The sequence below is a fragment of the Thermodesulfobacteriota bacterium genome, assembly GCA_040753795.1.
In the GTDB taxonomy this organism is placed as follows: domain Bacteria; phylum Desulfobacterota; class Desulfobacteria; order Desulfobacterales; family Desulfosudaceae; genus JBFMDX01.
In genome coordinates this window covers 134719-149735 of the sequence record JBFMDX010000005.1, presented here as the reverse complement: position 1 = coordinate 149735, position 15017 = coordinate 134719, and the positions used below count along the sequence as shown (strand labels likewise).

12 protein-coding genes are annotated in these 15017 nt (G+C 57.2%); 5 read left to right on the top strand and 7 right to left on the bottom strand.

What is annotated here, in order from left to right:
- Positions 1–191: 191 nt before the first annotated feature.
- The 5 genes from AB1724_08470 to AB1724_08450 all read right to left on the bottom strand — a co-directional run bounded on the left by AB1724_08470 (position 192) and on the right by AB1724_08450 (position 6692).
- Positions 192–3557: an FAD-dependent oxidoreductase gene (locus AB1724_08470; protein MEW6077831.1), complete on the bottom strand. Its 3366-nt coding sequence runs from the start codon at positions 3555–3557 to the stop codon at positions 192–194.
- Positions 3557–4150, bottom strand: a complete 594-nt coding sequence (locus AB1724_08465) for a 2-oxoacid:acceptor oxidoreductase family protein (protein MEW6077830.1) — start codon at positions 4148–4150, stop codon at positions 3557–3559. The genes AB1724_08470 and AB1724_08465 overlap by 1 nt, the downstream gene beginning before the upstream one ends.
- A gap of 238 nt (positions 4151–4388) precedes the next feature.
- A complete protein-coding gene (locus AB1724_08460) occupies positions 4389–5216 on the bottom strand; it encodes a thiamine pyrophosphate-dependent enzyme (GenBank protein ID MEW6077829.1) in 828 nt (275 codons plus the stop codon).
- A gap of 1 nt (position 5217) precedes the next feature.
- Positions 5218–6363 (bottom strand): 2-oxoacid:acceptor oxidoreductase subunit alpha, encoded by a 1146-nt coding sequence (locus AB1724_08455; protein MEW6077828.1) that lies wholly within the window; start codon positions 6361–6363, stop codon positions 5218–5220.
- A gap of 41 nt (positions 6364–6404) precedes the next feature.
- Positions 6405–6692 carry a 4Fe-4S dicluster domain-containing protein gene (locus tag AB1724_08450; protein ID MEW6077827.1) on the bottom strand — a complete coding sequence of 96 codons (288 nt, stop codon included), beginning with the start codon at positions 6690–6692 and terminating at the stop codon, positions 6405–6407.
- Positions 6693–7166: 474 nt separating this feature from the next.
- On the opposite strand from AB1724_08450, the gene AB1724_08445 reads away from it, so the two are divergent.
- The gene (locus AB1724_08445) at positions 7167–7886 is read left to right on the top strand and encodes a CsgG/HfaB family protein (protein ID MEW6077826.1); all 720 of its coding nucleotides are present in this window, start codon (positions 7167–7169) and stop codon (positions 7884–7886) included.
- Positions 7887–8061: 175 nt separating this feature from the next.
- Here AB1724_08445 and AB1724_08440 read toward each other — a convergent pair whose 3' ends face one another.
- Together AB1724_08440 and AB1724_08435 are read right to left on the bottom strand one after the other, a co-directional pair.
- Positions 8062–8817 carry a DUF1573 domain-containing protein gene (locus tag AB1724_08440; GenBank protein ID MEW6077825.1) on the bottom strand — a complete coding sequence of 252 codons (756 nt, stop codon included), beginning with the start codon at positions 8815–8817 and terminating at the stop codon, positions 8062–8064.
- A gap of 227 nt (positions 8818–9044) precedes the next feature.
- The gene (locus AB1724_08435; protein MEW6077824.1) at positions 9045–9791 is read right to left on the bottom strand and encodes an isoprenylcysteine carboxylmethyltransferase family protein; all 747 of its coding nucleotides are present in this window, start codon (positions 9789–9791) and stop codon (positions 9045–9047) included.
- A gap of 217 nt (positions 9792–10008) precedes the next feature.
- On the opposite strand from AB1724_08435, the gene AB1724_08430 reads away from it, so the two are divergent.
- From AB1724_08430 to AB1724_08415, 4 genes are all read left to right on the top strand, one after another.
- A complete protein-coding gene (locus AB1724_08430; GenBank protein ID MEW6077823.1) occupies positions 10009–10686 on the top strand; it encodes a winged helix-turn-helix domain-containing protein in 678 nt (225 codons plus the stop codon).
- Complete coding sequence (locus tag AB1724_08425) at positions 10664–12064, top strand: ATP-binding protein (protein MEW6077822.1); 1401 nt, start codon at positions 10664–10666, stop codon at positions 12062–12064. The genes AB1724_08430 and AB1724_08425 overlap by 23 nt, the downstream gene beginning before the upstream one ends.
- A 136-nt stretch (positions 12065–12200) precedes the next feature.
- Positions 12201–13373, top strand: coding sequence for a metallophosphoesterase (locus AB1724_08420; protein ID MEW6077821.1), 1173 nt, complete (start codon positions 12201–12203; stop codon positions 13371–13373).
- On the top strand, positions 13370–14989 hold the full coding sequence (locus tag AB1724_08415) for a phosphoethanolamine--lipid A transferase (GenBank protein MEW6077820.1): 1620 nt from the start codon (positions 13370–13372) through the stop codon (positions 14987–14989). Before AB1724_08420 ends, AB1724_08415 begins: the two co-directional genes overlap by 4 nt.
- Positions 14990–15017 lie beyond the last annotated feature (28 nt).

Sequence of the window (15017 nt, the reverse complement as noted above, 5' to 3'; positions counted from 1 at the left end):
GGGTGACATGACTGCACATATTTAAAAAATGATGTGTTGTTTTCAAATGGTTGTTCATTTTTCAGGCTTTCTAAATTCTTTCCTGCTGTTCATGCTATCCACAACCTCAAACTTAAACCTTAACTCTTAAAACTTAATACTTAATACTTAACACTTAATACTTAATACTTAAAACTTAACACTTTAAAACTTTATTTAAGTAAAATTTCCTCCAGCGTCTGTTCTAAAAACTGCTGGTCGCGGTAGGGACTGTCGGCGGCGTTGGAGGGGCAGACGGAGATGCAGTTGCCGCACCCCTTGCACAGGGTTTCATCCACGGCCGCGTGCCAGTTGCCGTAATCGTTCATGCGGGCGACGATGGCCTGGTAGGGGCAGACGTGGATGCAGCGGCCGCAGAACCGGCAGCGGCCGGCGTCGATGGACACGTTGTAGCCCTTGCTCTGCCGCGGCCCCCGGGGCATGACCGCCGCCGCCAGGATGGCCGCCGCCGCGCCTTTCTGGCGGGTGGACACCTCGATCCCCGGCGGGTCGGCCACGAAAAGGCCGGACATGGAGGTCATGCCGGGATAATAAAACGGTATGCCGGTGACGCCGGGCCGCTGCATGGCGGCCGAAATCCCCCGGCCGGGAAGCTCGGTCTGGCGAAGGAACGGTACCGCCTCCGGGTTTTTGTCCCCGAAGATGACGGCGCCGGCCTGGAACTCCTGTTCCTGACCGTCACCCAGGCGCACCAGGATATGGTAATCACCCAGGCTGCCGGATACGCGCATGGCCGTCGAACCTTCGAAACGGAGCACGTCCACGTCACCGTGCCGGTCGGACAGCGGCTTGTCTTTGGTCCCGAACATGAACACGTCCAGGCCCAGCCGGGAGAGGACCCGGGCGCTTTCCACGGCCGCCTCGGATTCGCCGATGACGGCGGTGGTGAAGTTGTAGTTGCGGGCCGGCGAGGTGAAGGGCTTGAGATGACGGGAACGGCGGATGGCCCGGTCGGTCATGCCTTCGAACCGGCGGACGGCCGTTTCCGGCGAGGAGGCGATCAGGTTGAGCACTTCTCCCCGGAGATTGAAGGTGGTCACCATGGACCGGCTGATGCCGGTGGCGGTGAACAGCCCTTTTTTCAGCCGGCTGCGCTGGTCGGTGCAGGCGCTGCAGACAAAATCCAGGGGGCAGCAGACGCACGAGGTAAGCACCAGGCGGGTGATGCCTTTTTCGCGGACAGTCCGGAGGATGCGGCTGATGCCGTCGGGCACGCAGGCCGAGGGCATGGTTTCCACGTGAACGATGTCCGGCCGGTCGGCCAGGGCGCGGGCGTAATCGTCGAATTCCGGAAGCCATCCCAGGGACCGGTTGCAGGTGCAAAAGAAAACACCGATGCGGATGGCCGGCGACAGCCCGGGATCGGGCGGGGTGAAGGCCACGCCCTTTCCACGGCGCTGGCGGGAGGAGGTGTCCCCGAGCATGGTCATGGCCCGGGCGGCGGCGGCGTAGCCGCGCGTCATCATGGCCGGGACGTCGGCCCGGGAGGTGTTCGGCCCGTAGGCGCGGATGATGTCGTCCCCCCGGACCGGCGGGGCCTGCTCCGGGTCGGCGATGATAATGGCGCCGACCTGCTCGAAAACGGTTTCCCAGGTTTCATCGTGGCGCAGGGCGTTGATGGGGCCGCAGGCGGTCACGCACTCCATGCACTCGGAACAGACGCCGCACTGCAGGCAGCGCCCGGCTTCCAGTTTGATCTGCGCTTCCGTGAGTCCCCGGGCCACTTCCTCGAAATTGCCTTTGCGCTCGGACGGTTTCAATTCCGGCATGGCGGTCCGGGGGCAGGGGGGCATCCCCTGGGGAAGGGGTGGAAAATCACGGTCGGCCGGTCGGGCGCCAGCCGGGTCATCGATGACCAGGCCGCAGACGCTTTCCAGGATCTTTACGGCCGCGGCCCGGCCCTCGGCCATGGCCTGCACCACCGAGGAGTAGCCGGTGACGGCGTCGCCGGCGGCAAAGACGTTTTTCAGCCCGGTCTTCCGGTTTTCGTCCACCGCGATCAGCCCCCGGTCGGAGACCTTCAGCCCGCCGACATTGCCGGCCGTCCAGGGTCCGGTCTGGCCGATGGCCACCACGGCCCGGTCAAACTCGAGGGGATAGGCCTCGCTGCCCTTGACCACCACCGGCCAGCAAATGCCCCGGTCGTCGGCCGGACCGGGTTGGGTGGGGCGGCAGACCAGCCGGCGCAGGCGGCCTTTTTCGCCTTCAAAGGCGATCACCCGGGCGCCGGGATGCAGCTTGACGCCTTCGGCCAGGGCGCCGGCGTATTCGGCCGGGTCGGCCGGGATGCTGTCGGCGTCGAACCAGGAGACGATGGTCACCTCGGCGCCGATGCGGACCAGGGCCCGGGCCAGGTCAAAGGCGGCGTTGCCGTCGCCGATGACGGCGATCTTTTCTTTGAGGCGCTTGATTTCCCCCCGGTAGAGGCGCGGCAGAAAATCCAGGCACCCCTCGACGCCTTCCAGGTCTTCGCCCGGGGCGTCCAGCTTGCGGTCGGCCCAGGTGCCGGCCGTCACCAGGACCGCGTCATGATCTTTGGCCAGACCGGGCAGGTCTTTCTTAAAATCGATGTTCCGGCCCAGGACGAATGTCACGCCCAGCCCTTCGATCCAGGCCAGTTCCAGGTCCAGGATGTTCCGGGGCAGGCGGTGGGGGCCGATGCCGTAACGCAGCAGGCCGCCGGCCTGCTGCTCTTTTTCATAAACCGTCACCCGGCAGCCCTGGCGGGCCAGTTCGGCGGCGGCCGCCAAGCCGGCCGGGCCGGAGCCGATGACGGCGATTTTTTCGGCGCGTTCCGGCGGCCTGGGCGCATCCGTTTTCCCGGCGGCGCCGTGCCGGATTTCTTCATCAGCCAGAAACCGCTTGATGTCGCGGATGGCCACGGCCTGGTCCTGTTCGTTACGGCGGCAGGCTTCTTCGCAGGGATGGGTGCAGATGCGGCCGCAGATGCCGGGCAGCACGTTCCGCTGCCGGACCAGGTCCAGAGCTTCGGCAAAACGCCCGGCTGCCGCCAGGGCCACGTATCCCTGGACATTGACGCCCAGGGGGCAGCCTTCCCGGCACAGGGGCAGGCGCCGCTTGTCGATAACGGCCCCGCCGGGCAGGCTATGGCGGCCGGCAAACCCGATGGCCTTGCGGCCGTCGCAGTTGACCGGGCAGACCTGCACGCAGCGGCCGCAGAGAACGCAGAGGTCGGCGTCGACATAGGTCGGTTCGGTCCGGACATCGACCCGGAAGCCCTGGTGGCTGTGCTTGATGGCGGCCACCCGGGCCGGAAACAGGGACCGGATGCCGGGATTGCGCAGGATCCGCAGGAGCCCCGGCCGATGGGCGTGGTTCAGCGGCGTTCCCGAGGGCAAGCGCCAGTGGTCCGCGCCCAGCCGGGCGTCCAGATCGCCGTCCCGGTCCACCAGGGTCACGGGCACGCCCAGTTCGCCGAGCTTGTTGACCGCCGCGATCCCCGCCGGCGTCGCCCCGATGACCAGCACCCGCTGCAGGCGTTCCTTTTCCCGTTTCATCAGATCACCCCCGTCTGGCCCGAGGCCTTGCGTTCCCGCCCCTTGAGCAGGGACTGGCCGTATTCAAAGCCCTTGGTAAAGGCCTGGATGTTGGTTTTCTCCGTCCCCCTGGGCACCGAGGCGGTGACGGCGTCCCGGGTCGCGGCTTCGGAAATGGCGCCGGTGATGGCCACGGTGAACCCGACCATGATGATGTTGGCCATCATCTTTTTGCCCATCTCTTCGGCCATGCGGGTGGAGGGGATGGCGAAGAACTCCCGGCTGCCGTCGGGCTTGACCAGGTCGCGGTCGACCAGGAGCTGGCCTTCGGGTTTGAGGGAATCCTTGTGCTTGTCGTAGGCGGACTGGGACATGCACACCAGCACGTCGGGCGTCTTGATGTACGGGTATTGGATGACCGTGTCCGAGACGATCACCTGGGCCGAACAGGCCCCGCCCCGGGATTCCGGGCCGTAGGACTGGACCAGGGTGCTCTCTTTCTTGTCGCCCAGGGCCGCCGCCTGTCCCAGGATCTTGCCGGCCAGCACGATGCCCTGGCCGCCGAAGCCGGTGACGACGATTTCTTTCCGTATTATGTCCTTTTTCTTGTTCATGCTTTGCTTCCGTATCCTATTGAAAATAGAAATAAAAGTTTTAAGTGATTAAGTTTTAAGTTTTAAGTGATTAAGTTTTAAGTGATTAAGTTTTAAGTGTTAAGTTTTAAGTGGTTAAGTTTTAGGGTTTTATGGGCTCAAGGGTTAAAAAGGTTCCCTTTGCCTTTTAATCACCTAACCACTTAACACTTAACACTTAAAACTTAATCACTTAAAACTTAATTACTTAACCACTTAATCACTTCTCCCCCAAACAAACCTTGGCATAGCACTCATCCTGGGTCGGCATCTCCTTGTGGACGAATTTGCCCAGGGTGATGCCTTCGGCAACGCTCATGCTCAGGGTGGCCGGGTCGGCGCCGTTTTTGATGATGGTTTTGTCCTGGAAATTTTTCAGCGTCTGGGTCGAGGGCTCCTTGTTCCGCCGGCCGTAGTTGATGGGGCAGGGCGAGAGCACCTCAATGAAGGCAAAGCCGTGATGGTTGAGCGCCTCCATGATCGAATGAATCAGGTCCCGGACGTGAATCATGGTCCACCGGGCCACGTAGGTCGCGCCCGAAGCGGCCGCCAGCAGCGGCAGGTTGAAGGGCGTCTCCGGGTTGCCGTAGGGCGTGGTGGCGGTCTTGGCCCGGTTGGGCGTGGTGGCCGCCACCTGGCCGCCGGTCATGCCGTAAATCAGGTTGTTGATGCAGATGACGGTGATGTCCGTGTTGCGACGGGCGGCGTGAATAAAATGGTTGCCGCCGATGGCGAACAGGTCCCCGTCGCCGGAGAAAACAATGACGTTCAAGTCCGGTTTGGCCATCTTGATGCCGCTGGCAAAAGGGATGGCGCGGCCGTGGGTGGTGTGGAAGGAGTCCAGGTTGATGTAACCCGCGCCCCTTCCGGAGCAGCCGATGCCGGAGACCATGGTGAATTTACGATAGTCGATGCCGGTGGCTTTGATAGCCTCAAGGCAGCTTGAAAAAACCGAGCCAACCCCGCATCCCGGACACCAGATGTGGGGAAGTCGGTCCACGCGGATAAGATCTTCCAGCGGATGCACCGGTTGTTTTTTGGCGCCCATATTAAAATGCCTCTTTGATCAGGTTGATGACTTCATCAGGCGTTATGACTGTTCCGCCGGTGTGGCCGACCAGGTGGCAGGGGGCCTTGCCGCCGGCGCAGCGCTCCACTTCGCGGCTGATCTGCCCCATGTTGATTTCCACGGTCACAAAGCCTCTGGCTTTTTCCGCCAGCTTGCGGATGGTGTCGTCCGGGAAAGGCCAGACGGTGATCAGCCGCAGCAGACCGGCCTTGATGCCCAGCCTGCGGGCCTCGTCCACGGCCGTGTAGCTGGTCCGGGCCGAAACGCCGTAGGAGACAATAATGATTTCGGCGTCTTTTAACAGGTAGCCTTCCGTGCGGATGATCTTGTCCCGGTTACGGCGGATCTTGTTCACCAGGCGGGTGACCATATCCTTCTGGGCCTCCACGGACATGACCGGGTAGCCCCGCTCGTCGTGGGTCAGACCGGTGACATGGATATTGTAGCCGTCGCCGATGGCCGGCATGGGCGGCACGCCGTTCTCGTCGGGATGATAGGGCAGGTAGCCTTTTTTGCGGCCGGTTGGTTTCTTGCGGTCCACGGTTTTCACGGTCTGGGCCGCCGGAATGACGACCTTTTCGCTCATGTGGCCCACGATCTCGTCGGACATGATGAAAACCGGCACCCGATAGGTTTCGCTCAGGTTGAAGGCTTCGATGGTCAGGTCGAACATCTCCTGGGGCGAAGAGGGCGCGATGGCGATGATCTCATAGTCCCCGTGGGAGCCCCAGCGGACCTGCATCATGTCGGCCTGGGCGCCCATGGTGGGCAGACCGGTGGAAGGACCGGCGCGCTGGATGTTGACCACCACGCAGGGGGTTTCGGTGACCACGGCCAGGCCCACGGTTTCCATCATCAGGCTGAAGCCCGGGCCCGAGGTGGCGGTCATGGTCTTGACGCCGGTCCAGGCGGCCCCCAGGATGGAGGTCATGGCGGCGATTTCGTCCTCCATCTGGACAAAGGTGCCGCCCACATCCGGCAGCCGCTCGGACATGCGCTCGGCCACTTCCGTGGCCGGGGTGATGGGATAGGCCCCGAAAAACTTGCAGCCCGCGGCAATAGCGCCTTCGGCGCAGGCAAAATCACCGTTGATAAAGTGCTCTCCGGTTAGGACGGATGGTTTCATAGTATAATCAGTATTTTTTGGTTGTTATTTAAACAAAAACCTTAAGTTTCAGAATGGGCGTCCGCCGCCGGCGGCAGGGGGTCTTCCACCGAGTAGATGGCGAATTCCGGACACAGCAGTTCACAGTAATGGCAGTTCAGGCAGTCATCATTCCTGACCACCGGCGGATGGTATCCTTTTATATTGTAGTCCGGGGAGAACGCCAGCACCTCCCGGGGGCAGAATTCGATGCAGTACCCGCAACCCTTGCATCGATCCGCGATAATGATCACTTTTCCCCTGGACACGACGATTTCATTTGAATCCAGAGGCTCACGCCAGTATTTCATGAGACCGACCCCGTTTTATGGTTCATTACGCAATCACAATCATTTTCTTTTTTATACATTTTTTATAAAATAGCAACCACAAAATGGTATTTTTCACCGAAGATTCGAGACACCCCCATAGTTTTTGGCGAGGTGTCTCGGATACGGGCTTGGTTGACTATTCGTAAAGGGGAAAATAACCTCTGTTGGGAAAACATTCAGTCCGCCTGCGGTGTAGGGGCACGGCGCGCCGGGCCCCTACCGGTCAAACTCTGATCCTCCCCCATGCCGCCTTTTTCCCGACACCGGAAAACGGCCTGAAGGCCGCCCCAGATATACCATCGGATTACCCATGGCCGTTTCTACTAAAAAATTGACACTCCGATCGTAAACTGATATAAGGCATGATCATCTGACGACTTGATCCGTCAGCTCCCTTTTAAATATAAACAGTTGTTTTCAATAATATATCTAATCAATTAAGGAGGTAGTCCAATGAAAAAATGGTTTGCCGCTGCTCTGTGTGTCATGGTTTTAGTGCTGGTATCGTCCGGTTTTGCCGCTGACAAGCCGCGTTTGGGGGTCTTAAGATTCACCAACAACACCAGCGCCGGCTGGTGGACCGGGTCCACGGGTACCGAGCTGGCGGACATGCTGTCGGCTGAACTCGTAGCCATGGAATCTTTTTCCGTGCTGGAAAGACAGGAGATCGATGCCGTCCTGGGCGAACAGGATCTGGGCGCATCCGGCCGGGTCAACAGCCAGACCAAGGCCAAGATGGGCAAATTAAAAGGCGCCCAGTACCTGGTCGCGGCCACCGTTTCCGCCTTTGAGTCGGACACCAGCGGTACCGGCGGCGGAATCAATATCAAGGGCATCTCCCTGGGCGGGGAGAGGGAAAAGGCTTACATTGCCGTGGACCTGAAGCTGATCGACGTGAACACCGGCGAGATCTCCATTGCCAGGACGGTGGAGGCGACTGCCAAGTCCGGCGGGTTGAACGTGGGCTTGAGCAAGAATTCCTTCTCCGGCAACCTGGGCGGCTACTCCAAAACCCCGACCGGCAAGGCCATCCGCGCCTGCATCATTGAAATCTCCGAATTCGTGGAGTGCGCCCTGGTCAAAGGCAAAGACGATTCGTGCATGCAGGAGTACAAGGAAAAGGAAGCCGCCCGCAAGACCAAAACCAAGGGGGCGATTGATTTAGACGACTAACCGCAAGACCTTACTGACCGTACACGGAGGAACGGCCGACCTTATTGAATCCTTAAGGCCGTCTTCCGGGTGGCGGGGCAGTATCTCTCTCCACCCCCGAAATATAGGGGCACGGCGGGCCGTGCCCCTGCCGGGACAATATCCATCCGACTTCCAAAGGCGGCCTGAAGCCCCCCTACTGTTTGGTGCCGGTCGGGGCGGAGACATCCGTTGATATCTTCGCCGGGTCGTAGATATCGCCGAATACCTTGAGCTTCAGCAGGGGCTGGACGCTGTTGTCGGTTTCAAGAAGGATAAAATCCTGATAGGTACCGACATCCGTTTTGGTGTTTTCCACATCGATGATATAAGCGGCTCTTCCCTCCAGCGTTGCTTGCTTTAGTTCAAACCGGATATATTTGCCGTCCCGTGCTTTTGAACCGGTGATTTTAAAGGGGTATTTTTCGCCGGGAATAATCTGGACCTGCTGCTTCATGACAAAACCCAGGGGTCCCTTGAAGACAACCATGTTGGGGTTGCTTTCCGCGAACCGATCCACCGGGCACTGAATGGTAAGGCGAATCGCCTTGTTCACCGGATCATTGGTCAAGACATCGGCTTTCTGGACAACGGTGCGGCCGCCATATCCGCTGGTGCTCAACTTGATGGTAATGGCGCCTTCGCCACCCGCGGGAATACCCCCCTGAAAAGAGGCGCTGACGCAGCCGCAATAGGTCTGGACGTCATCGATCATCAACGGCGCGCCGCCCGTGTTGCGGATGACAAAATCGTGGCTGACATCCACTCCTTCCAGAGTCGCCGGAAAGACATGCGTGATTTCCTGAAACGTCGCTACCGGTACGGCCGGCGGGGTTCCCTCTTCCGCAGCGGCAGCAGGCAGGTTCACCATCATTAACGCCAGTAATAAACCGATCCATTTCAATTGCCGCATCGTTCTCTCCTTTATCGTTTGGCGGATTCGGATTTTTGGACCCAACATTTATAAATCCGTCGGCTTTTTGATTCAAGACAAAAGTTTACGAAAAGGTTCAAGATATATGTTCAAGGTTTAAGGTGCAGGGTGCAGGGGGAAAAGCAGGCAAAAAGGGTTGGTGAAGGCCGCGCAGGTCGATTCGTGCGTCGGTCTGTGGCGGATATGTTCTTCAGAAGAAAGCCGGTTTATCGGCCGGGCACGCGCAGAAAGCGCGTGCGTTTGTGAATATATCTTACGGTTGTGAAAAAAATCAGCGTTACGGCCATAAGGCCAATCCAGGCCGGTTCAGCCAGAAAATTTTGCCCCGTGCGGAAATGACTCACAACTTCCAGCGCAATAAAAACTACGACGGTTAACGATAGGGTCTGATACTCGGCCTTCAGGGCGGTTTTCCAGGAAAAGGGCAGGACCGGTGGACGCCAGTTGCGGAAGGCCGGAAAAAAAACAGGGGTGGTTTCGGCCCACTGAATATATTCATCTCCGAATTTGTTTTTCAGAAAGTTTTCTTCCGCCATGATAATGCGTTCGTAATAGAGCCAGAACGCCAGGGCGTACATTACCACCAGCCACCAAAGGAAAAAATACATGACCACGCCCAGGATGACGATGAAATTGGCGAGATAGAGGGGGTTCCGCGTCAGCGAGTAGGCGCCGGATGTGTTCAGCGCGTCGGCCACCTGGCCTTTTTTCTTGTTTCGCCCGGACGTCCGCCTGGGACGGCAGCCGGCTGTAAAAATTCGCAGCGACAGGCCGGTCAGCGAAACGGCCAAACAGGTGATAGTCCAGATCAGACCGGCGGGATCGCCGCCGAAAGGATGCCGATATTGATAAAAAGCTATTATCAGGATTGGAACGGCTATGAGAGAGAGGTAGGTCCCCCGTCTCCGGAACAAAACTTCTCCCTGAAGGGTAATCTTCTGGTTCAACAGCATATCTGACGTCCTTTCCTGGCCTAATACGGGTACGGTCTTAATTTGTCACTCTAACCATTTTTTTAGTTTTTACTATCAAAAAAGTATTACCGGAATGTGATGGTATCATTATCATTTGGTAATGTTTCGGTCAGGGGTTGCCTTTTTGGAGAAAAAACCATTACATAGCCTTCCAGTGCGATATACTGCTAAAGAAAGGATTGAGGAATCGAGAACGATGCGATTGCTGCTGGTTGAAGACGACGCCAAAATAGTCGAATTCGTCAGCCAGGGATTGAAAGAGGCCGGTTTTGCGGTTGATTGCCTGAACAATGGTGAAGACGGGCTGCATATGGCCCTGACCGAAACCTACGACGCGGCCGTCATCGACCTGATGCTGCCGAGATTAGACGGACTGACCCTGATAGAAACCATGCGAGCTCAGGCCGTTAATACCCCGGTCCTGATTTTGAGCGCCAGGAGAACCGTGGATGATCGTGTTCGCGGCTTGCAGAGCGGCGGCGACGACTATCTGATCAAGCCGTTCGCTTTTTCAGAACTGCTGGCCCGCCTCCATGCTCTGATTCGGCGGGCCAGCGGCGCGGCCTCCCCGACCAGCCTGATGGTGGCCGATCTGATCCTGGATATCCGGACCCGCCGGGTTGAACGCGGCGGAACTCGCATCGAGTTGCAGCCGCTTGAATTTTCCCTGCTGGAATACCTGATGCGTAACGCCGGACAGGTGATTTCCAAAACCATGATCATGGAACATGTCTGGGATTATAATTTCAACCCCCGGACCAACGTCGTGGAAGCCCGGATATGCCGTTTGCGGGAAAAGATCGACAGCGGTTTTGACAACAAACTCATCCATACCATCCGCGGGGTCGGTTATGTTCTCAAAGAGAATCCGTGATCTTGGCCGCAGTCTCTCCTTCCGCCTGACGCTCTGGTACGCCGGTGTATTTGTCTGTTCGACGCTGCTGCTGCTGTTTCTGTTTTACTATTATACCGCTTTCCAGATTATCGAGGATATGGATGACGATCTGGGCGAAGAACTGACGGAGTTCACTTCCATTCTGGCCGAAGGAGGGGTGGAGGCGGTTAAAGGTTACATGGTCATCGAAGTCGACTCCGAGGTCGAGGATACTTTTTTCCGACTGCTGACGACCGACGGCCGTGAATTGAAAATGGTCTCCAATATCTCGCTTGAGACCGGCCAATTACTTCAGGCCCATATCCCCCCGGTAAATAAAAATATCGATAAGGCATTCGTTACCGTTGAAATTCCCGACTATCCCCATCGACTGCGGGTGCTCTCCGGAGTGATCGGGAAGGGCCTGGTGCTTCAGGTCGGGGATTCTTTTTTATATCATGACCAGGTCGCGTCGATTTTCAAACGCCTGCTGCTTCTGGCGGTCTTTCCGTTGTTTGTCCTGTCCGCGCTGATCGGCTGGTTTCTTGCCCGGCAAGCTCTGGCCGGCGTGGGAGAGGTCGCCCTGATCGCCGACAAGATCGCCGCGGGAGATTACAATCAGCGGGTCCGGCTGAAAAAAAGCCATCTGGAAATACAGATACTGGCTGATGCATTTAATGCCATGCTGGACCGTATTCAGGCACTGATTAAAGGCATGAAGGAAGTTACCGATAACATCGCCCACGACTTAAGAAGTCCCCTGGCCAGGATCCGGGGAAAGGCCGAGATGACCATCGTCGGCGACCGGTCACCGGCGGATTATCGCGATATGGCCGCTGACACCGTTGAAGAATGCGACAATCTCATTGACATGATCAACACCATGCTGGACATTACCGAGGCTGAAGCCGGCGTCGGCCATTTTGAGATGGAAACGGTTGCCGTTAACGCGCTGGTTCTGGCGGCCTGCGAACTGTTCGAGCCCATTGCCAGGGAAAAGGGAATTACCCTGACGACCGACCTTCCGGGCGCGCCCCTGTTTTGTCAGGGGGACCGTCACCAGCTTCAGCGTCTGATCACCAATCTGATTGAAAACGGCATTAAATACAACCGTCCCGGCGGCAGCGTCAGGATCAGGGCCGGCGCCAAAGAAGGGTGGCTGTGTATCGAGGTCGCCGATACCGGTCAGGGAATAGCAGAAGCGGATCTGCCCAGAATCTTCGATCGCTTTTATCGATGTGATCCCAGCCGTTCAGAACCCGGCCTTGGCCTCGGCTTGAGCCTGGCCCAGGCCATTGCCCGTGCGGCCGGCGGCGACATCGTTGTCAGCAGCGTCGTTAATGAAGGCAGCCGGTTTATCGTCAGTCTGCCCATGTAGTTTTCAGATCAATCAACGTCCCCCGCTTTTCCCATGATTGCCAAATGGTAATCATAAGGCAATCGTACCGTCATTTTCAGGTTGTATGATCCATGCCGAAACTTGAGCGCTGTCACGTACCCATGAGGTTAAACAGATGAAGAAGTATGCACGCCGTCAACCCGGCATCATGGGCTTGGTGATCCGGATATTGCCGGCCATCCTGATCGGATTGATCTATATCTTTGAAATGTACACCATCACCGTCCAGGGAGAAGGCGACTCTTCTCTGCCGCCGCTGTTCGGCAATTTTACGGCAAACAGAGCCTTGCTTGAAAATGAGCAGGGAGGGGAGGCTTTTGCATTCGCGGTCGTCGGGGATACCAAAAGCATCGGCACGTTCGAGCGAATCGCTGTCGAATTGCGTAAAATGCCGCTGGACTTCGCATTTCTGCTCGGGGACTGCTCGTATGGCGGCACCGAGGATGATCACCGGTATTTCCGCGCTGAATGTCATGATGAATACGCCCTGCCGTTTCCTGTGTTCTATGTCGTTGGAAATCATGACGTCAGTCCCGGCGATTTTCCGATCAAACGTTTCGAGGAAGTCTACGGTCCGAGTAACTTCAGTTTTGAATACCGGCAGTGTCTGTTTATCGTGCTGCGTATTCTCAATGAGCCGTTTACGAACAACGAGAGCCTGGACTTCCTGGCCGGGTTCCGGGACGTTGATTTGAGCAGGTACCGCCACACCTTCGTCTTTTTCCACATTCCGCCTCCCATATCCCCCACCTTCAAGGCCCGTACCTTTGAAGGAGCCGAAGCGTTCATGGAACTCTTTGACCGGCTCGGCATCGAGTACGTGTTCGCGGGCGATTATCACGGCTACCTGCAATCGAAACGGGGCCGGACGACTTACATCATCACGGGCGGAGGGGGCGCAGCCCTTGTCGAGAGACCGGGGGAAGCGCTTCACCATGCCATAACCGTCTATGTCACCCCGAAGTCGGTCGACACGCAGATCGTGTCGGTGCCGGGGGTCAAGGAAACGCAAGATCACCTCGAGCGGATTGCCATCACTGACGCGTGGCCCTGGCTGCGACAGAACACGACCGTGGCGGTAGGACTGAACATGCTGGGCGCCATTCTTTTCGTGCTCTCAATCTGGTGGTTTCTCCGGCATGTCGGGCAAACCGGGGAACGCAGCGCTGTTGATCGTGATGCTTCTGACGGCCTTATGCCGGGTTATGCCGGCGCTGGCGGCCCCCCGCTGATGATGTCGTTGCCTGAACAAATCAGAAACCGGATGAACCGGAAGACTTCAGCGTGAGACGGACCTTCCGAATAACCTCCGGCAAGCTTATCATCGGGTCCGCTGTTTTTCTGACCCTTTTTTGCAATTTCCGGTTTTTTAAAAACACGACGGACAGCTATCCGCTTGTCGGAAACAATATACCGTTTTTGTGCTCGCTGGCCTTGGTGCTTGCCTGCTTGACGGTTGCCGCACTTTCTCTGATCTGTACGAGACATACCATTAAACCTGTACTGATCGGTCTCCTGGCCGTCTCCTCCATCGCGGCCTACTTCATGGATACCTACAACATCTTCATCGATCGGGACATGGCCCGGAACATCATGGCCACGGATGTGAATGAAACGCTTGACCTTATCAGCCTCAGACTCATTGTCTATTTCGTGTTTCTGGGGCTGCTGCCGTCCGTGTTGATCTATAAGACTTCGATTGTCCGGGGCACCCTGGTAACCGAGTTGTTGCAAAAAACCGGTCGCACGGTCGTCTCCCTGATGATGATCGTCTGCCTGCTTCTCATCTTCAGCCGCTTTTACACCTCTTTTTTCAGAAGCAACCGGGAACTGCGGTTCTACGCCAATCCCATCGCCTGGGTTGCCGCCACGGCGGCATTGATACCGATAACCGCTTTCGCGCACACCGGGGAAATAACGCCTGTCGGAACAGACGCGGTAAAGGCAACCGACGCCACCGGCCGAAGACTGATCATCCTGGTGGTGGGGGAAGCGGTCCGGGCCGACCGGCTGTCCTTGAACGGGTATTCCCGGGAGACCACGCCTCTGCTGGAAAAAGAGGATATCGTCAGCTTTACCAACCTGTATTCCTGCGGCACGTCAACAGTGATTTCCGTCCCCTGCATGTTTTCAAGTTTTGGAAGAAAAGACTTCACGCGGAGAAAAGGAGATACCACTGAAAATCTGCTGGATATTCTGGCCCGGGCCGGTGTCCATATATTATGGCGGGACAATAACTCCAGTTCCAAAGGGGTGGCACTCCGGGTGCCCTATGAGGATTTCCGGCACCCGGACAAAAACCCGGCGTGTGATGACAGGGGGTGCCATGACGAGGGAATGCTTTCCGGACTGCAGGAGTACATTAAAAATCAGAAGGAAGGGGATATCCTCATCATCCTTCACCAACTGGGGAACCACGGCCCGGCCTATTATAAACGATATCCCCACGCCTTTGAGATATTTACCCCGGTCTGCCGGACGAATCAGGTTGAAGAATGCACCGTTGAGGAGATCGGTAACGCTTATGATAACTGCATATTATATATGGATTATTTTCTGTCGAACGTCATTGGTCTGCTGAAGCGGAATGCGCCGGAGTTTGAAACCGCCATGATATACATCAGTGATCATGGGGAATCGCTGGGAGAAAATGGGATCTATCTTCATGGACTGCCCTACGCGATCGCCCCGGACGAACAAAAACATGTCGCGTCCCTGATGTGGTTTTCCGACAATTTTAAAATTAATAAAGCCGATTTACGTCAAAAGTCATCCGATGCGCTTTCTCATGATTATCTGTTTCATACGGTCCTGGGACTGATGCGGATCACAACGGCAGCGTATAACCGTGACCTGGACATCGTCAATAAAGACAGGCAATTTTCCCTGATGACCAAATGGTAATCATAAGGCAATCGTACCGTCATTTTCA